The following is an 18,641-nucleotide window of genomic DNA, read 5'->3' on the forward strand; positions in this document are numbered from 1 at the left end:
TTTCTATAGCGACGCAAATTTCGAAATTCGTTCAGTAAATACGTCTACGGGCTGTGGCCTACAGACTATCCAGATACTCCGGCATCTTTTCGCCTTCCTTCAGGCGAACATAAGCCTTTTTCCAGTCAGGGCGGTAGCCGGAGTACTTACCACGGCGACGCTCCTTGCCTTCGACGGTCGCGGTGCGGATCGTCTCGACCTTTACCTTGAACAACGTCTCAACGGCCTGCTTCACTTCAGTCTTGGTGGCCTTCAGGGCGACTTCGAACACCAGGGTGTTCTGCGTCTCCTTCACGGTCATGCCCTTCTCGGTAATCAGGGGGCGGCGAATCACTTCATAGAGGGTAGGCATTACGCAACCTCACTTTCTTCTTGCGACGTGCCTGCGTTCTTCTCAGCGTGCTTGCGCTTCGATACAAACTTCTTCAAGGTGTCCTGCAGTGCTTCGAAGGCATCGACCGAGAACACTGCGTGCTCGTAGCGAAGGAGGTCGTAGGGGTGCACCTCGGAGCTGAGCACAAGCTCAACACCCTTCAGGTTGCGCGATCCCAGGTACAGCTTCTCGTCGAGCTTGCGGCTGGACTCAACCAGCAGCGTCGTCTTACCCGCTTCAAGCGTGTTCAACGCGTTGCGATAAAGCTTCGTCTTGCCTTCGGCAACATTGAAGTTCTCAACGATCGTGATCTTGCCCTCGGTGATCTTCGCCGAGATAGCCGAACGCAGAGCGCCCATCAGCTTCTTCTGCGGGAAGGCATACTCGTAGCTGCGCGGCTGAGGTCCGTGGACCGTACCACCCGAGCGCCAGAGCGGCGAACGGATCGATCCGATACGCGCGCGGCCAGTGCCCTTCTGCTTCCAAAGCTTCTTGCCCGAACCCGAGACGTTCTTACGCGTCTTGGTCGCGGCAGTGCCTTGACGTAAAGAAGCGCGGTATTGCTTTACCGACTCCCAGAGCAGAGCGTCGTTGATCTCCTGGCTGAACAGTTCAGCGAGCTGAAACTCGCCAACCTTCGCTCCAGTCAGATTTACTACATTGATGCTTGCCATCGTCTTCTCTCTTCTTGCCCGCCATCGATGCGGCGGGCCCTGACCTTGTTTATGAATTGGAGAACCAATTCATTTATGCGGAGTTACTTTTTCTTGGAAGGAGCAGCCTTCTTCGAAGCCTTCAGCGCGTCCTTCGTGGCGGCACCGGCAAATCCACGACGCTCGCGCGGCGGAGCCTTTGCCTTCGAGATCAGCACGAAACCATCACGAGGTCCGGGCACAGCTCCATCGACCAGGATGAGGTTGTCGTCAAGATCGATGCTGCGGATGCGGAGGTTGCGGACCGTGATCTGCGCGTGGCCCATGTGGCCCGGCATACGCTGGCCAGGGAATACGCGCGACGGGAACGAAGAAGCTCCGATCGAACCCTGCACCTGGAACATGTGACCGTGCGACTTGGGACCACCGCCGAAGCCGTGGCGGCGAATAACGCCAGCAAATCCGCGGCCCTTCGAGGTTCCAATGACGTCAACAAAGCGCTCGTCGTTGAAGATGTCGACCAGAATACGATCGCCAGCCTTCGCAACAACCGCCTCTTCGCCTTCAACCGTCTTCACTGTCTCAAGCGCGACTTCCTTGATCATCTTGACCGGAGGAACGTTCGACTTCGCAAAGTGGCCAGTCATCGCCTTGTTGACCTTCGATGCCTTGATGAAATCAACATAGCCGATCTGAGCGGCCTCGTAGCCATCCTTCGCCAGCGTCTTGAGCTGCGTGATGACGCATGGGCCAGCCTTCAGGACCGTGACCGGGTGAACATCACCGCGCTCATCGAATACCTGGGTCATGCCAATCTTCTTACCGAGAATTCCTACTACTGACATTTGAATTTCCTTTCCTCATCATGCTGAACTTCTAGTCCAGCACTGCCGGTGTTACTACTTCACTTAGCAAAACTAGAAACGTTTTACCGAAATCTACTTACTTCTGAACCGTCTTGATCTCAACGTCTACACCAGCCGGCAGATCGAGCTTCATCAGCGCGTCCACGGTCTGCTGCGTCGGCTCGAGGATGTCGATCAAGCGCTTGTGCGTACGGATCTCGAAAGCCTCGCGTGACTTCTTGTCGACGTGGGGCGAGCGCAGAACGCAATACTTGTTCTTCATCGTCGGAAGCGGAATCGGTCCCGCAACCTGGGCTCCGGTGCGCTTCGCCGTCTCGACGATCTCGCCGGTCGACGTATCCAGCACGCGGTAGTCATAAGCCTTCAAACGAATCCTGATTCTCTGTCCAGCCATTTGATTACTCTTTCTGATTCCAAAGATCGTTTGGAGTAGTTGCCGGCCAAGAACCTCTACTTGAATCGGCAACCCTCGTTACTCTCAATTCAGGTCTCTCCTACACCCTGAACCCTATCCCCTACACACTGCTCTTACTTGATGATCTCGGAGATCGTACCCGCACCAACGGTGCGTCCGCCTTCACGAATCGCGAAGCGGAGACCCTTCTCCATCGCGACCGGCGTGTGCAGCGTGATCTCGAGCTGGATGTTATCGCCCGGCATCACCATCTCCGTACCTTCCGGCAGCTTCGCCGATCCGGTCACGTCCGTGGTCCGGAAATAGAACTGGGGACGGTAGCCGTTGAAGAACGGAGTATGACGTCCGCCTTCTTCCTTGCTCAAGACATAGATCTCGCCCTTGAACTCGGTGTGCGGCGTAATCGATCCTGGCTTCGCCAGAACCATGCCGCGCTCCACATCTTCCTTCGCAACGCCGCGGAGCAGCAGACCAGCATTGTCGCCCGCAAGACCTTCATCGAGCTGCTTCTTGAACATCTCGACGCCGGTGCAGACCGTCTGCTGCGTATCGCGGAAGCCAACGATCGAGCAGGCTTCGCCCACCTTGATCTTGCCGCGCTCGATACGACCCGTGACCACAGTTCCACGGCCCGAGATCGAGAAGATATCTTCGATCGGCATCAGGAACGGAAGGTCCACAGCGCGCTCAGGCTGAGGAATGTACTTGTCGACAGCTTCCATCAGCTCGTCGATCTTTGCTTCCCACTGAGCTTCACCATTGAGAGCACCAAGAGCCGAACCACGAATGATCGGAGTGTCGTCGCCGGGGTACTCGTACTTCGAAAGAAGTTCGCGAACTTCCATCTCGACCAGCTCGATCAGCTCTTCATCCTCAACCGCATCGCACTTGTTCAGGAACACGACGATGTACGGAACGCCAACCTGGCGAGCAAGAAGCACGTGCTCCTTGGTCTGGGGCATCGGGCCGTCGGTCGCCGCCACAACGAGAATTGCGCCGTCCATCTGCGCCGCGCCGGTGATCATATTCTTGATGTAGTCAGCGTGGCCTGGGCAGTCGACGTGAGCGTAGTGGCGGTTCGGGGTCTCGTACTCAACGTGCGAGGTCGAGATCGTGATACCGCGCTCGCGCTCTTCAGGAGCGTTGTCGATCGTGTCGAACGAACGGAAGACGTTGTGCGGGTTGTGCTTGGACAACACCTTCGTGATCGCCGCCGTCAGCGTCGTTTTGCCGTGGTCAATGTGACCCACCGTTCCAATGTTTACGTGAGGCTTAGACCGGTCAAACTTTTCCTTACCCATGATTCTCTCCGTATATCTCTTACTGCAAAATCGTTAGTGGCTCAATCTCAAATCGCCCGGCGTGCAAGGACGATTACCGTTCGGGGTCCTTGCCTGCCACCTTGGCGATGATCTCTTCCGAGACCGACCGAGGCGCTTCTTCATACTGCTTGAACTGCATCGAGTAATTCGCGCGGCCCTGGGTCGCTCCACGCATGTGTGTCGCGTATCCGAACATCGTCGACAGCGGCACGCTGGCGCGAATCGCCTGCGTATTGCCTACCATCTCCATGCCTTCAATGCGGCCACGGCGAGAGTTCAAGTCGCCGATGATCGTTCCCATGTAGTCCTCAGGAACCGTCACTTCGACCGACATGATCGGCTCAAGCAGAACCGGCTTCGCCTTGCGAGCAGCTTCCTTGAAGGCCATCGATCCGGCGATCTTGAATGCCATTTCGTTCGAGTCGACGTCGTGGTAGCTGCCGTCATATAGCGAGACCTTGATGTCGACCATCTCGTACCCAGCCAGAATGCCGCGCAGCATTGCATCCTGGATGCCCTGGTCGATCGGCTTCACGTATTCCTTCGGGATCGCTCCACCCTTGGTGTCGTTCGTGAACTCGTAACCCTTGCCCGGCTCGTTCGGCGAGATGCGGATCTTGCAATGCCCGTAGTTACCCGAACCACCCGTCTGCCGAATGTACTTACCCTCTGCATCGGCGTTCGAACGGATCGTCTCGCGGTAGTTCACCTGCGGCTTACCAACGTTCGCCTCAACTTTGTACTCGCGCATCATGCGGTCGACAATGATCTCGAGGTGAAGTTCGCCCATTCCAGCAATAATCGTCTGGCCCGAATCGATGTCCGTACGCACGTTGAAGGTAGGATCTTCCTGCGCCAGTTTGGCGAGGGCCATGCCCATCTTCTCCTGGTCGGCCTTCGTCTTCGGCTCTACCGCAACCTCGATAACCGGCTTCGGGAAGTCGATCGACTCAAGCACCACCGGTGCCTTGTCGGTGCAGATCGTGTCGCCGGTGATCAGGTTCTTCAACCCGACAGCCGCGCAGATATCGCCCGCCATGATCTCGGTGATCTCTTCACGCTTGTTCGCATGCATCTTCAGCAGGCGGCCGATGCGCTCCGTCTTTCCGGTACGAGGATTCAATACCGAATCGCCCGTCTTCAGAACACCCGAGTAGACACGGATGAAGATCAACTGCCCAACGAACGGGTCGGTCATGATCTTGAAGCCCAGCGCCGAAAACGGCTCTGCATCATCAGCCTTGCGAACGATCTTCTCTTCCGGATTGTCGATGCTCGAACCAATCATCGGAGGAATATCGAGCGGGCTTGGCAGGTAGTCAACGACTGCATCGAGCAGCGTCTGCACACCCTTATTCTTGAAGGACGAACCGCAGAGCACCGGGAAGATGTTCATCGCGATCGTCGCCTTGCGAATGCCAGCCTTCAGCTCATCAAGCGTCGGCTCTTCGCCATCCAGGTACTTGCTCATGATCAGATCGTCAGAGTCAGCAACCGCTTCAATCAGCACATTGCGAGCAGCCTTCGCCGTATCGAGCAGCGCAGCCGGAATCTCTTCAATCGAGTACTCCGCGCCCATCGTCTCGTCGTGCCAAAGGATCGCCTTCATCGTGACCAGGTCGATCACGCCAAGGAACTTCGCCTCTGCGCCAATCTGAATGTTGATCGGAATCGCACGTGCTCCAAGACGGTCAACGATCGTCGAGGTCGCATACACTGCATCCGCGCCGGCCTTGTCCATCTTGTTGATGAAGCAAATGCGGGGAACCTTGTACTTGTCCGCCTGCCGCCACACCGTCTCCGACTGAGGCTGCACACCGGCGACTGCATCAAAGCAAGCTACCGCGCCATCGAGCACGCGAAGCGAGCGCTCGACTTCAGCAGTAAAGTCCACGTGGCCCGGGGTATCGATGATGTTGATGAGGATGTTCTTCCAGGTGCAAGTCGTAGCAGCGGAAGTGATGGTAATGCCGCGCTCCTGCTCCTGCTCCATCCAGTCCATGGTCGCAGTTCCTTCGTGCACTTCTCCAATACGGTGCGTGATGCCCGTATAGAAGAGAATGCGCTCGGTCGTCGTCGTCTTGCCGGCGTCGATGTGCGCCATGATTCCGATATTCCGGCAACGATTCAGAGGTGTAGTGCGTGCCACGTTCTATCTCTCACTCTGCGGACTTCCATCCGCGGTTACTTACATTGAACCCAAACTTGCGGGAGCGGGAATGCTCTTCTATTCCCTGCTCCCTTATCCCTATTCCCTACGAACTACCAGCGATAGTGAGCGAACGCCTTATTCGCTTCAGCCATACGATGAACGTCTTCCTTCTTCTTCATCGCGGCGCCACGGCCATTCGCGGCATCGAGCAACTCGGCGGTCAACTTATCGACCATGCCCTTTTCGCCACGAGCGCGGCCATATGTCACCAGCCAGCGGATCGCGAGAGAGGTACGGCGCTCCGGCAGAACTTCGATTGGCACCTGGTAGTTCGCTCCACCAACACGGCGGGACTTTACTTCCAGAAGAGGCTTGCAGTTCTCAATCGCCTTCTTGAACAGCTTCAGAGCCTCGTCGCCACCCTTCTGCTCGAGGTTCGTCATGGCGGTGTAGAAGATGCCCTGCGCGGTCGACTTCTTGCCGCCCCACATCATGCTGTTCACAAACTTCGTCACTAGGGTCGAGTTATAAACCGGGTCCGGTGAAACTTCACGCTTCGCGATGTAGCCTTTTCTTGGCATTGCTCTTCTCTTCTTCCTTCAGGGCCGTTGACTTCTCAAGACCTGAACCTGTTGTCACTTCATCTAAAAGTCGAACTACTTACCGGCAGCAGCCTTCGGACGCTTCGCGCCGTACTTCGAGCGGCTCTGCTTCCGATTCGCCACGCCAACCGAGTCCAGCGTTCCACGCACAACGTGGTAGCGAACACCCGGCAGGTCCTTCACACGGCCGCCGCGGATCAGCACAATCGAGTGCTCCTGCAGGTTGTGACCAATGCCCGGGATGTAGGTCGTAACTTCAATTCCGTTGGTGAGGCGGACACGCGCAACCTTGCGGAGAGCCGAGTTCGGCTTCTTCGGGGTCTGCGTGTACACACGGGTGCAGACGCCACGGCGCTGGGGCGAACCCTGCAGAGCGGGGCTGGCGGTCTTATAACGTGTCGGCGTGCGGCCTTGCTTGACAAGCTGATGGAACGTAGGCACTGAAGCTCCTTCGAAAAACCGTGAAACAAAACTTGTTTTCAGACGCGCAGAAGGGTGAGGGCTTCGCTCTTCGGCGGCGCATTTGCGCGCACACGCGAAAAAATGAGAACGCTGATGCGTCTCTTACGAAGATCTTCCCTGCTTCACGCCTGTACATCGGTACAACAAACCAGACGAAAACAGTCGACGGTGACCGAGCGCCCTCAACAAAAACCCGAAGGGCCGGCTCCGTTTCGCTGTCCCGGCCCGTATAGCCCATCCAGGGTGGAGGGTGTCACAGGCACGATTGCGATAGGCCCCGAACATTAGTCTGCTTACGCAAACCTTGCCGGGGTGAATCTCTTGTATCCATTGTAAACGAAGGGCAGATTCTGTCGACTATCGCCGCACAGATCGCGCTTGTCTCTGGGCAGTCTTTCCGCCCACATCGCCGCTGGTTACCCTGCAGCGCGCTCCGGATACTCGCGGAACCTTCTAACAATATCAAGCCGTACCGTCGGAGTCAATAATTCTGGTGGAATTTGCCCTGGTTGCGAGAAATTATGCTGACTTCTTGCTACTGATAGGCCACGCGGTAGACATTTTGGCAGGGATAGGCGGTGTAGCTCGTCAAAAGACCTATGTGGGCCGTCATCGGATCAGCGCACACGCCATGCAAAAATGTGAGATTCACCCCGTACTGTGGCGTTAGGGAAAGACGGTTGGCCAGCGAAGTCGCGTCACCCCCAGTGGCACCCGCGAGGATCACATAGTTCACTCCGCGCTGCTTCAGATACGTTCCGGTTGTGTGCTGGACGATATGGGAGATGAACCCAGCGTCAACAAGCCCACCCAGGTCGACCAGGTCGCCCCTCACCTCATAGCCAATCTCACCGATGTCGAAAATCGCCACCTTCGGACTTAGAAAGGATTCGGGCGGCAGGTTTGCCATCGCCCAGCGTCCCATCTCACCGTGCTCCGAGTTGATCTGGTCAATGTCAGCCGCCGCAGCCACCCTCCATATTGGGATCGATATGCCGACCCAGACCAACGCCGCAAAAGCCAATCCTGTCCGGTAGAGAACGCGTTGCCCACCAAAAACCGAGACGATCCGGCTGATGCCTAGCAATAGGCACGAATAGCAAGCCATCAACAGAACAGCAATATAGCGACCGCCGTGTCCCGGCGTCGGTAACTCCAAGAGATAAAGCACACCGATCGTTCCGCCCCATCCGCAAAGAAATAGGAACCTGTAAGCCCTCAGGACGAAGAGCCGGCGGATTCCCAGCGCGAGAATCAAGGCGACGATGAATAACGGAAGCGCAGCCGCCGTTGGGCCATACCGACGAGTCAGACTGCCGAGTTCCATGTAATTCCAGGACTTCAAAAGCTGGTACCCGCACTGAGCCAAGTACCCAAGGCGACCGTAAGCAAGCAACTGCCGCCCCGCCATCGTCGCCGGCTTTAGCCGGCCCGAGGTCATCCAGCTGATCCAGACAGACGCGAAGCCGCCGGCCAATCCCCCCGCCGCTACAAAGCAGTAATCCTTCAACGTCCGCCGGAAGAGACGCAGCGCAGGCAAAAGGAGAAAAACGAGGACAATGCCCTCCGGCCGAGTCGGCACAATCAACAAGGAGATCATCAACAGCATCACCTGGTCCCCGCGTCCGCGTCCCGCGGGCGTCCGCGCCCAGGTCATAATTAGCAGGACCGAGAGAAGAATGAAGAGCAGGTGCTCCATCCCGATTAGTCCAAACCACAGAAAATTACCGCTCAGGGCAGGTGCCGCTGCAATGCACCACGATTCAATGGACGGAAGCCCATCTTCTTCCGAGAGTTTTTTGAGGCAATAGCCGATGCCTCCAAGCAGTAACGCGCCCATCGAAGCACACAAGAGCACTGGCGACACCTTGGGCAGCAGCATCAATCCGAGCGCCAGGACGCCGGACCAGAGCGGACTTGTGGTTCCCGAGGTCGCCTTATCTGGAAGAAATCCGAGTTTGTGGTACTCCACCAGATTTCTCGCGATGACCTGGTGAATCCACGAGTCATCGAGAGGAAAACCGAAATGATTCCGTAGGACGCTGGCGAGGGCTAGGAACAGCCCCACATAAGTCAGACCGCAAAGGGCCGCTGGCCCCGAAATACGCTCCGGCCGGGCAAAAGTCACTATGGCACCTCATCGCATGAAGCTCTTTGAACGCGTCCGGGTCGTGCCGTGCAGGGAGGGCGCCTTTATAACACATGCAACAGAGACTCCCGGAATATCTTGAGCGGCGCATGCTAGCCTTTCCCTCATGTCCGCACGCCGCTCCTACCCGCACTCCGCCGTCTTCGCCCTCGCCCTGGTCATCGCTGCCACTGCCTTTGCCCAAAGCGGCAATCCCGCCCCCATGCAGTCCCTCAAGACCCATGACCCACGTCTCGAAAAGATCACCGAGGCCATGCACGCCTCGAAGTCTCCGACCTACGTCGCGCTCTCCCCAGACGGCGCAACCGTAGCCTGGACACTCAACCGCTCGGAAGGCACCCAGCTCCACATCACCCCGGTTGCCGACCCCGCCAAAGACACCGTCCTGAAGATCGAGGGCCGTGAAGACTGCGCCAGCGAGGCACCGGTCTGGTCGCCAGACGGTACCGCCCTCGCGTTAACGTCAAGTTGCACTCCAAAATCTGAGAAGGCAGGCCAGGAGCAGATCTTCCTCTGGACCAAATCCACTAGCAAGTTCAAGCAACTCACCCATCTCACCGGCAACGTCCAATCCCTCGCCTTCTCGCCCGACGGCAAGTCCATCGCCTTTCTCTTCGTCGAAAACGCCACCCGCTCCGCCGGAGCCCTCGCCGCCATGAAGCCCTGGTCCGGCGTCATCGGCGAAGACGGTATTGAGATCCAGCGCGTCGCCGCTGTCGATGTCGCAAGCAGTCATTTCAGCTTCTTGAGCCCGAAAGACTCTGCCAATCTCCACGTTTACGAGTTCGATTGGTCCCCGGACTCCCGCTTCATCGCTTTCATCGCGGCCAACCCGCCAGGCGAAAACAACTGGTGGGTCGCAAAGCTGTACGTTGCAGGCGTGGTGCAGGATGGAAACGGTCGCATTCCAGATGGTGAGCACGTCATGGACACGATGGAGTTTGGAGCAAAGGTCATCCTCGACCCCGCCACCATCCCCGGCCCACTCCACGGTCTCCAGATCGCCGTCCCCCGCTTCTCCCCCGACGGCTCTCAGATCGCCTTTATCGGCGGCATCATGTCCGACCAGGGCTCCACCGGCGGAGACATCTACCTCGTCTCCAGCAAGGGTGGCGAGCCAAAAGACATCACCCCCAACCGCGAAGCCACCCCCGCCTGGTTCTCCTGGGTCAACTCCGACACCCTCGGTGTCTCCGAGATGGCGAAGGGCAACACCCACCTCTTCGCCTACGACATCGCCTCGCAAAAAGACATCGCTCAATACGACCTCAACCGGCCCGAGACTCTCCGCGCCGGCGGCCTCTCCATGCGCGTTTCGTTATCGGCTGACAGTCAATCCATCGCCTACATCCGTAGCTCCTTCGATATGCCACCGGAGATCTACGCCGGCCCCTTCGGCTCCGTCAAACAGATCACCCACCTCAACGACGGCATCAAGCCCGTCTGGGGCAAGAGCGAATCCATCGAGTGGAAGAACGACGACTTCAATGTCCAGGGCTGGCTCCTCTATCCCGCCGACTACAACCCCGCAAAGAAGTACCCACTCCTCGTAGAGGTTCATGGCGGCCCATCCGCTGCCCTCGGCAACTCCTGGGCCGGTGGCGGAGCGCTCTTCTCCGCCATGGGCTACTTCGTCTTCTCGCCCAACCCACGCGGCAGCTATGGCCAGGGCGAGCGCTTCACCCAGGCCAACGTTAAGGACTTCGGTTACGGCGATCTCCGCGACGTGCTCAAAGGTATGGACGTCCTCGAAGCCAAATACTCCATCGACAAGAACCGCGAAGGCCTCACCGGCTGGAGCTACGGCGGCTTCATGACCATGTTCGGCGTTACCCAGACCAATCGCTTCAAGGCCGCCGTCGCCGGCGCCGGCATCTCCGACTGGAAGAGCTATTACGGCCAGAACTCCATCGACCAGTGGATGACGCCCTTCTTCGGCGCAACCGTCTACGACGACCCCGCCGTCTACGCCAAGAGCTCCGCCATCGAGTACATCAAGAACGTCAAGACACCCACCCTCATCCTCGTCGGCGATCGCGATGGCGAGTGCCCCGCCCCTCAAAGCTTCGAGTTCTGGCACGCCCTACGCGCCGAAGGCGTCAAAACCCAGCTTGTCGTCTACCCCAACGAAGGCCACCACTTCGTCGACCCAGCCCACACCCGCGACCGCGATGAACGGATGCTCAATTGGTTCGCCACCGAAATGCCGGAAAAGCAGTGAGAAGAGAAAGGGAGAAGGGAACAACCAACCACGCATTTCACCCTTTTCATTTTTCCCTTCTCCCTTTTCTCTGCATGGCCCCGTCTATCCCCTGTACACCGTTTTCCTTTACACTGAAGTCTCGGTAATTCAGCGTCTGCGGTAGCACCGTTCAGCTAGGGTTCCGGTTGGACGGGGAGGTTCAATGCGTCGGTTTGTCTCGGTAGTTGCTCTATTATTTTTCGCCATCCCTTTTGGCATCTCCATCAATGGCTGCGGCAAGAAAACAGCCATCACGTACTGCTCTGGCGACTCCGGCGTATCCGTCGGACAGGTGACCAAGATCGTTCTTGGACCCCAGATTATCGGCATCTCCATCAATCAGGGTGAGATCTCCCAGACGTCCTCTCCGTCCGGCACCGACTGCAAGAACGCCAGCGTCGGCTCCGCAAGCTATAACTACGCCTCCAGCGACACCACCCGCACGCTGCTCGACATTCAGCCCACCTCGGGCAGACTATGCGGCGGCACCTGGAACCGCAACTCCGGCGGCGGCGTTCCCGACTACACCACCTGCACCTCCACCGGTAAGACCGGCGTCGCCTACGTCACCGCGACCGCCAACGGCGTTACCAGCAACCCGATCCCCGTCTACGTACACCCCGTCGTGACGAGCGTGGTTCTCGGCGCGCCATCAGACGCCGCAGGCTGCGCGGGAGATGACCCCGCGACCAACTGCAGCCCAGCCGCCACCAACGCCGACAGCTCCACGACCTCCGCCGTCGCTTGCCCGGTCGCCTATGCGAACGGCTGCTGTGCCTACTCCACCATCGTGCAGCCCAATCCCCCGGTTACGGCCTACGATCAGAAAAGCTGCGTCTCTCAGACCAAGATCGCCCAGCTCGCAGCGCGCGTCTACGCCGGAACCGGCACCAACCGCGTAAACGTCAGCTGCCAGGTCGGCCACATCACCTACGCCGCGCAATCGGCCGGCATCGTCACCATCGACCAGAACGGCCTTGCCACCGCCGAGCAGCCCGGTGCCACCATCGTCACCGCAACCGTCGCTCTCACCGGAAGCTCTGCAGGGTTCTTCTCCACCTGCCCGCCCGCGGACATCGCCCTCAGCTATCCGGGCAGCACCACCGGCACCACCAACATCATCGTCAATCAGAACAACACCCAGCCCATCTCGGCCACTGTCACCGACACCAATAACAATCCGATGACCGGCCTGGCATTAGAGTACGTCTCGACCACCCCCATCACCATTCCTGCCTCCTCGAACGGCACTGTGACGCCTACGTTCCCCGGACAGGCCGCCATCACCGCCATCTGCCAACCGCCCACCTGCAACACCGCGCCGCAGAGCGAACTTGGTGTCTTCGGCAACGGGAAGGCCGTCACCTCGAAGGCCATAGGCATCACAACCCCGGGAACCAACAGCACCGTCCTCTACGTGGCCAGCACCGACTCACAATACATCGTCCCCGTAGACTTCACGCAGACCCAGCTTGGCGCTCCCGTCCGCCTGCCGTTCGTTCCCAACTCCATCGCCATCAGCAACGACCTCACCAACATCTACATGGGCAGCGATACCGAGCTCATGGTCGTCAACTCCAGCACGCTCGCCGTCTCCAGGCAGGACACCACCGTTCACGGCGTCGTCCTCTCGGTATCGCCCGATAACAGCACCGTCGTCATCAGCGACCCGGTCCGCCAGCAGATCTATCTCTATAACTCCAGCGGCGCCATCTCCACCACCTACGGTGGCGTAGGAACCCATGCCGCATGGAGTCCGGACTCGCAGACTGTCTACATCGCCGCAGGCAACCAGATACTGGTCCACTCCACCTTCAGCGGATGGAAGCAGCTCTCGCCAGCAACCGCTGGCGGCACCGCCGTCAATGACGTCGCCGTGACCGTCCCTGCAGTCGGCGCCTACTTCTCTGGTCCAGTCACGACTGCACGGGGCTACTGCCCAGCGACGGTCACGGACACCACCGTCGCTCCGCCCGCTGTCACCAACACCTTCTACCCCACGGCCGACTCTGTCGCCGCTCTCACCGACCGTCTCGCCGCCACCAACGACGGCTTCCACATCCTCGGCGCCAACGCAGCGGCAGCGACCCTCAACGACATCCAGGTCAACCTCGCTCCCGTCGCCGCCACAACCAACGGCCCGGGATCGCTCACTGCCTCGGGCGGCATCACCTGCCCCACCAACGGCAACGGCCTCACCTTCTCAAGCCTGGTAGCTCCCATCCCGCTCACCGGCATCGTGCCCACCGCCATCACCGGCGTCCTTCCCACCTCGGACTCGAAGGTGGCCTTCGTTACCTACACGGGCACCAGCGGTCTCCTGCCCTTCTACGTTCCGCCCACCTTCGGCTCAGGCGGCAATACCTCGGGCGTCGCCATACCAGGACACTACTACACGATTCCGCTCACAACCCCTGCCATCGCTCCCGTTGGAGGAACCATCAGCGCAGACAACACCACGCTCTACGTCGGCACCTCAGGCGATGCGCTCGTCCACCTGATCAGCACCACAGGATGTACAGACCCCGCGGCCATTGGCACGACAACATGCGAAGACACCAAGACGATTGCCCCCAACCTGCCCAGCGCGACCGGAGCAGCCGGCACCTTCGCCGTCCCCAACCTGCTCGTACAGAAGCCCCGTAAGACGACCTAAAAGCAGGATGTAGCGAAACCATACGGACCGAAACAGACAATAGCAAAGCCCCTCTCGCGAGGGGCTTTTGCTATTGCCGTTCTACACTCAAAATCCTATCCCCTATACCCTGCCTCTATGAAAGTCGCGCCTTCAACAGATCCCGAGCGATCGCGTCCAGCACGCCATTTAGAAAGTGAATCGACTCCGGCGCAGCATACCGCTTCGCAACCTCCAGCGACTCATTGATGATGATCGGCCCCGGCGTGTTCGGATACGCCAGCATCTCCGCGATCGCCGTCCGTAGCAGATTGCGATCCACCACTGGCATCCGCTCAATCCGCCAGTTCTGCGAGTGGTCCTCGATGATCTTGTCGATCTCCGCCTGTCGCGACGTAGCCACCCGATGCAGGTCCTCGGCGAACCCGCGCGTCTCTTCATCCACATCGTCGCGCGATGGCCAGAACAGCTTTCGTACCTCTTCCGGCGTCTGCTTCCCAAGATCGCCCTGGAACAACATCTGCATCGTCAGTTCACGAGACTTACGTCGAGTCCCCACTATGCTTGCCCCGCAATCTTCCGCTGGATCGACACCATCTCGATCGCGGCAATCGCCGCTTCAAATCCCTTATTCCCAGCCTTCACGCCAGCGCGATCGAGCGCTTGTTCCAGCGTCTCGCACGTCAGTACACCGAACGCATGGGGCACGCCCGTCTCCTGCTGCGCCTGCCCAATCCCCCGCGCCACCTCGGTGTAGATCGCCTCGTAGTGCGCCGTCTCTCCACGCAACAAGCATCCCAGCGTGATGATCGCGTCGAAGCTCTTCGTCTCAGCTAAGGTCCGCGCAGCCGAAGGAATCTCCCAAGCACCCGGCACCCGCACCATCTCAATGTCCGCCATCTTCGCGCCACTGCGTGTCAGCCCATCGAGCGATCCCTGCAGCAGCCGGTCCGTGATCACGGCGTTCCACCTCGCTGTCACAATCGCGAACCGCATGCCAGCCGCCGAAAGATCGCCTTCAATCGCCACCGGCTTGCCATGCAGCGGATTCTCCGACTCCCAGAATCCAGCCTCCAGACCATCGCCCAGATCGACCGTCACCAGCCGCGAGTTCCAATGCGTCGACTTCGCTTCACTCAACTTCACCGCAACATCCTCGCTGCGGAAGTTCGAAAGCATCCACGCATGGATCGCCGCCCGCACGGAATCCAGCTGCGTCACTTCGACCAGCAGCTTCGGAACGCCCGGCGCCCGACCGGCCACCAGCTCAATGTTCCCCACCGGAGCGAGAAACGCAGCTCCCTTGCCGTCCTTGTCTTCCCAACCCTTACCCGGCTCGAATCCCAGCGCCGCGAACAAGCCACCCAGCTTGCCGAACGCCTCTTCGGATCCAACTGCCTGCACCAACGTAATTCCCTTGATCATCCCTTCATTGTACCCGCCTGAACGTCCGCCACTTGCACACTCGACCGTCCCGGACTACCGTCTCCAAGGGAGACCACCATGCACTTTGAAACCCTGCTCTACGACTGCCAGCATCACGTCGCCACCGTCACCCTGAATCGCTCGAAGGTCCTCAACGCCCTCAACGCGAAGGTTCTCGACGAACTCGAAGAGCTCTTCGTTCAAATCACCGAGAACTCCTCCATCCGCGTCGTCCTGATCACCGGCTCCGGCGATCGCGCGTTCGCCGCTGGTGCCGACATCAACGAACTGGCCCTGGCCGGCACCGCCCCAAACTCCCCCACCGGCGAGCAACTCGCCCTCCGCGGCCAGACTGTCTTCGCCCTCATCGAAAACTGCGGCAAGCCCGTCATCGCCCTCATCAACGGCTTCGCCCTAGGCGGCGGCTGCGAACTCGCCCTCGCCTGCACCATGCGCCTCGCCGCCGACACCGCCAAGCTCGGCCAACCCGAGATCAAGCTCGGCATCATGCCCGGATACGGAGGCACGCAGCGCCTTCCGCGCCTCATCGGACAATCCCGCGCCCTCCGCCTCATCCTCACCGGCGACACCATCGACGCCTCTGAAGCCCTCCGCATCGGCCTGGTCGATGAGGTTCACCCCGCCGCCGACCTGCTCGCCGTCGGCCACGCCCTGGCCACCCAGATCGCGTCGGCTGCCCCGCTCTCCATCACCGGATCGCTGGAGGCCGTCCGCCGCGGCAGCCATTTGGAACTTCACGACGCCCTCCGCGTCGAGGCCGAGATCTTCGGCGAACTCTGCAACTCCCACGACAAAACCGAAGGCACCGCCGCCTTCCTCGAAAAACGCACACCCCGATGGCACGGCCACTAAAACCCGCGCTCGCACCATTACCGAACCGCCCCATTTCAAACTCTGTGCCCCATTCATCGCAGTCTCATCGCGATGAGTGGGACCGCCCCTGCTGCCGGGTGCACCACAAATCCGTCATCCTGAGCGAAGTCTGACGCAGCATCGTCGCGCCAGACGGAGTCGAAGACCCGATACCGCTACCCACCCCATACCTTCCGAACCTTTTGGCCACAAAATCTTCTGCAACGCCACCTCCCCAACTGTCCTTCCCATTTCTGCATCCAGTCCCCTCCCCATACCCACAATTCAATCCAAACCTGCATCAGACCCATAAGCTGAACAAAGACACAAAAGGGCCCGATGACGACCCAACAAACAACATCTCAAGCGTTCTTCCCCGGGGCTATCGTCCTGAGCCTCGCCATGTGCCTCATCGGCTGCGGCGCCGGCACCACTTCCCCGGCCCTGCAGACCTCCACCCCCGACTTCAGCCTCACCGTCACCCCCGCCGCGCTCACCCTCAGCACCGGCGCATCCGGAGCCACAGTCTCCATCCGCGCCTCAGGAACCGGCAGCTTCTCCGGCTCCGTAGCTCTCGCCATGGATGGCCTCCCGAACGGCGTCACTGCCTCCCCTGCCTCCATCTCGCTCACTTCCGGCACCGAGCAGAGTGTTACCCTGCAGGCCTCCGCGCAGGCCGCCACCGGCACCGCCAACGTCACACTCACCGGAACCTCCGGCACCTTGAAACACACCGCCGCGCTCGCTCTCACCGTCGCCGCCCTGGCAACCACACCGCCCCCCGTCGCCATCGGCATCGACGTCACCACCTACCACTACGACAACGCCCGCGATGGCCTCAACGCGCAGGAGACCACGCTCACCCCGGCCAACGTCAACTCCACCACCTTCGGCCTCCTTGGCCTCTTTCCCGTCGATGGCAAGGTAGACGCTCAACCCCTTCTAGTAAGTGATCTGAAGGTCACATCCAGCGCCACCGCGAACGTCCTCTACGTCGCGACCGAGCATGACTCCGTCTACGCCCTCGACGCCACCAACGGCGCCCAACTATGGAAGACCTCGATCCTCGGCTCCGGCGAGACCACCAGCGACATCCATAGCTGCAATCAGATCGCGCCTGAGATCGGCATCACCGCCACGCCTGTCATCGACCGTGCCCTCGGCCCCAGCGGCACAATCTTCGTTGTCGGCATGTCGAAGGACAACGCCGGCAAGTATCACCAGCGCCTCCACGCCCTCGACCTCGTCACCGGCACGGAGCTCTCCGGCAGCCCAACAGAGATCGCCGCAACCTATCCCGGCACCGGTGACGGAAGCTCCAACGGCACCCTCACCTTCGACCCCGGCCAGTACGCCGAACGCGTCGGCCTCCTCCTGCTCAACGGCAACCTCTACACCACCTGGACCAGCCACTGCGACATCGCCCCCTACACCGGCTGGGTCATCGGCTATAACGAGACCACCCTCCAGCAATCGAGCGTCCTCAACCTCACCCCCAACGGCAGCGACGGAGCCGTCTGGATGAGCGGTTTCGGCCTCGCCGCCGACGCCTCCAGCATCTATCTACTCGACGCCAACGGCACCTTCGACCCCGGATACACACCCGACGGCTTCCCCAGCAGGTCGGACTTCGGCAACGCCCTGCTGAAGATCGCCACCACCCCCAAGTTAGCCGTCGTTGACTACTTCGAACCTTGGAACACCACCGCCGAATCCGACATCGACCAGGACCTCGGCTCCGGCGGAGCCATGCTCCTGCCCGACATGCGGGACAGCGCCGGCAAAACCCGCCATCTCGTAGTCGGAGCCGGAAAAGATGGCAACATCTATCTCGCCGACCGCGACGATATGGGCAAGATCAATCTCTCATCGCCTGACAACTCGAATCTCTACCAGCAGATTCCCAACGGCGTCGCCAGTGGCGCGTGGTCAGGCCCAGCCTTCTTCAACAACACCCTCTACTACGGTGGCCGCGGCGACAATCTCCGCGCCTTCCCCGTCGCTAACGCCCTCTTAGCCACTGCGCCGTCCAGCATCTCCGCAGTTACCTTCCCTTATCCCGGCACCACACCCGCCGTCTCCGCCAACGGCACCAGGAGCGGCATCGTCTGGGCCGTCGAAAGCTCGCCGAACTCCGCCGGTGTCCTCCACGCCTACGACGCCTCCAACCTCGCCACCGAGCTCTACAACAGCAACCATGCCGCAAGCAGCCGCGACGCCTTTGGCAACGGGAACAAGTTCATCACTCCCATGATCGCCAACGGCCGCGTCTACGTCGGCACCCAGAAAGCAGTAGCCGTCTTCGGCCTCCTCAACCCTTAGTCCAAACCGACCCCCCTCGCAGACTCGTCATCTCGACCGGCCCCTGAGCTTGTCGAAGGGGAAGTAGCGAGCCCCCCCCGCATTGATCGTTACTCTGTGCCCCCTTCTCTGTGCCCCCTTCATCGCAGTTTTATCGCGATGAGTGGGACG

15 protein-coding genes are annotated in these 18,641 nt (G+C 59.9%); 4 read left to right on the forward strand and 11 right to left on the reverse strand.

The annotated features are described in order from the left end of the window. Positions 1–58: 58 nt before the first annotated feature. The 9 genes from HDF16_RS03880 to HDF16_RS03920 form a co-directional block, all read right to left on the reverse strand. Positions 59–352, reverse strand: coding sequence for a 50S ribosomal protein L23 (locus tag HDF16_RS03880; protein WP_184213801.1), 294 nt, complete (start codon positions 350–352; stop codon positions 59–61). After that, positions 352–1,047, reverse strand: coding sequence for a 50S ribosomal protein L4 (gene rplD / locus HDF16_RS03885; protein WP_184213802.1), 696 nt, complete (start codon positions 1,045–1,047; stop codon positions 352–354). Before rplD ends, HDF16_RS03880 begins: the two co-directional genes overlap by 1 nt. 83 nt (positions 1,048–1,130) lie before the next feature. Further along, positions 1,131–1,871: a 50S ribosomal protein L3 gene (gene rplC, locus HDF16_RS03890; RefSeq protein WP_184213803.1), complete on the reverse strand. Its 741-nt coding sequence runs from the start codon at positions 1,869–1,871 to the stop codon at positions 1,131–1,133. Between the two features lie 97 nt (positions 1,872–1,968). Beyond that, a complete protein-coding gene (gene rpsJ / locus HDF16_RS03895) occupies positions 1,969–2,286 on the reverse strand; it encodes a 30S ribosomal protein S10 (protein WP_013581294.1) in 318 nt (105 codons plus the stop codon). 134 nt (positions 2,287–2,420) lie between these two features. Then, the gene (gene tuf / locus HDF16_RS03900; protein WP_184213804.1) at positions 2,421–3,608 is read right to left on the reverse strand and encodes an elongation factor Tu; all 1,188 of its coding nucleotides are present in this window, start codon (positions 3,606–3,608) and stop codon (positions 2,421–2,423) included. A gap of 73 nt (positions 3,609–3,681) precedes the next feature. Next, entirely contained in the window at positions 3,682–5,778 is a 2,097-nt protein-coding gene (fusA, locus tag HDF16_RS03905; RefSeq protein ID WP_184213805.1) for an elongation factor G, read from the reverse strand. A 113-nt stretch (positions 5,779–5,891) separates the two neighbouring features. Then, positions 5,892–6,362 (reverse strand): 30S ribosomal protein S7, encoded by a 471-nt coding sequence (gene rpsG / locus HDF16_RS03910; RefSeq protein ID WP_089842869.1) that lies wholly within the window; start codon positions 6,360–6,362, stop codon positions 5,892–5,894. A gap of 75 nt (positions 6,363–6,437) precedes the next feature. Next, entirely contained in the window at positions 6,438–6,824 is a 387-nt protein-coding gene (gene rpsL, locus HDF16_RS03915) for a 30S ribosomal protein S12 (RefSeq protein ID WP_174336420.1), read from the reverse strand. Positions 6,825–7,380: 556 nt separating this feature from the next. Further along, on the reverse strand, positions 7,381–8,973 hold the full coding sequence (locus HDF16_RS03920; RefSeq protein WP_184213806.1) for a hypothetical protein: 1,593 nt from the start codon (positions 8,971–8,973) through the stop codon (positions 7,381–7,383). Positions 8,974–9,100: 127 nt separating this feature from the next. On the opposite strand from HDF16_RS03920, the gene HDF16_RS03925 reads away from it, so the two are divergent. Further along, the gene (locus HDF16_RS03925; RefSeq protein WP_184213807.1) at positions 9,101–11,215 is read left to right on the forward strand and encodes a S9 family peptidase; all 2,115 of its coding nucleotides are present in this window, start codon (positions 9,101–9,103) and stop codon (positions 11,213–11,215) included. A 184-nt stretch (positions 11,216–11,399) separates the two neighbouring features. After that, the gene (locus tag HDF16_RS03930) at positions 11,400–13,892 is read left to right on the forward strand and encodes a hypothetical protein (protein ID WP_184213808.1); all 2,493 of its coding nucleotides are present in this window, start codon (positions 11,400–11,402) and stop codon (positions 13,890–13,892) included. 115 nt (positions 13,893–14,007) lie between these two features. On the opposite strand, the gene nusB is transcribed toward HDF16_RS03930, so the two are convergent. Together nusB and ribH are read right to left on the reverse strand one after the other, a co-directional pair. After that, positions 14,008–14,430 carry a transcription antitermination factor NusB gene (nusB, locus tag HDF16_RS03935; protein WP_184213809.1) on the reverse strand — a complete coding sequence of 141 codons (423 nt, stop codon included), beginning with the start codon at positions 14,428–14,430 and terminating at the stop codon, positions 14,008–14,010. Beyond that, positions 14,430–15,296 carry a 6,7-dimethyl-8-ribityllumazine synthase gene (gene ribH / locus HDF16_RS31160; RefSeq protein WP_184213810.1) on the reverse strand — a complete coding sequence of 289 codons (867 nt, stop codon included), beginning with the start codon at positions 15,294–15,296 and terminating at the stop codon, positions 14,430–14,432. The genes nusB and ribH overlap by 1 nt, the downstream gene beginning before the upstream one ends. 78 nt (positions 15,297–15,374) lie before the next feature. Between ribH and HDF16_RS03945 the strand changes: the two genes are divergently transcribed. Both HDF16_RS03945 and HDF16_RS03950 read left to right on the forward strand, forming a co-directional pair. Further along, positions 15,375–16,169 (forward strand): enoyl-CoA hydratase/isomerase family protein, encoded by a 795-nt coding sequence (locus tag HDF16_RS03945; RefSeq protein WP_184213811.1) that lies wholly within the window; start codon positions 15,375–15,377, stop codon positions 16,167–16,169. A 339-nt stretch (positions 16,170–16,508) separates the two neighbouring features. Then, positions 16,509–18,491, forward strand: a complete 1,983-nt coding sequence (locus HDF16_RS03950) for a PQQ-binding-like beta-propeller repeat protein (protein WP_221312463.1) — start codon at positions 16,509–16,511, stop codon at positions 18,489–18,491. The last annotated feature ends 150 nt before the right edge of the window (positions 18,492–18,641 follow it).

Origin of the sequence: Granulicella aggregans, assembly GCF_014203275.1 — a bacterium.
GTDB lineage: Bacteria > Acidobacteriota > Terriglobia > Terriglobales > Acidobacteriaceae > Edaphobacter.

Excerpts from the sequence above, each read along its gene's own strand:
- HDF16_RS03930 (WP_184213808.1), top strand. The coding sequence starts at position 11,400 with ATGCGTCGGTTTGTCTCGGTAGTTGCTCTATTATTTTTCGCCATCCCT.
- HDF16_RS03950 (WP_221312463.1), top strand. The coding sequence starts at position 16,509 with ATGACGACCCAACAAACAACATCTCAAGCGTTCTTCCCCGGGGCTATC.
- HDF16_RS03880 (WP_184213801.1), bottom strand. The coding sequence starts at position 352 with ATGCCTACCCTCTATGAAGTGATTCGCCGCCCCCTGATTACCGAGAAG.
- HDF16_RS03945 (WP_184213811.1), top strand. The coding sequence starts at position 15,375 with ATGCACTTTGAAACCCTGCTCTACGACTGCCAGCATCACGTCGCCACC.
- ribH (WP_184213810.1), bottom strand. The coding sequence starts at position 15,296 with ATGATCAAGGGAATTACGTTGGTGCAGGCAGTTGGATCCGAAGAGGCG.
- rplD (WP_184213802.1), bottom strand. The coding sequence starts at position 1,047 with ATGGCAAGCATCAATGTAGTAAATCTGACTGGAGCGAAGGTTGGCGAG.
- HDF16_RS03925 (WP_184213807.1), top strand. The coding sequence starts at position 9,101 with ATGTCCGCACGCCGCTCCTACCCGCACTCCGCCGTCTTCGCCCTCGCC.
- tuf (WP_184213804.1), bottom strand. The coding sequence starts at position 3,608 with ATGGGTAAGGAAAAGTTTGACCGGTCTAAGCCTCACGTAAACATTGGA.
- rpsJ (WP_013581294.1), bottom strand. The coding sequence starts at position 2,286 with ATGGCTGGACAGAGAATCAGGATTCGTTTGAAGGCTTATGACTACCGC.
- rplC (WP_184213803.1), bottom strand. The coding sequence starts at position 1,871 with ATGTCAGTAGTAGGAATTCTCGGTAAGAAGATTGGCATGACCCAGGTA.
- rpsG (WP_089842869.1), bottom strand. The coding sequence starts at position 6,362 with ATGCCAAGAAAAGGCTACATCGCGAAGCGTGAAGTTTCACCGGACCCG.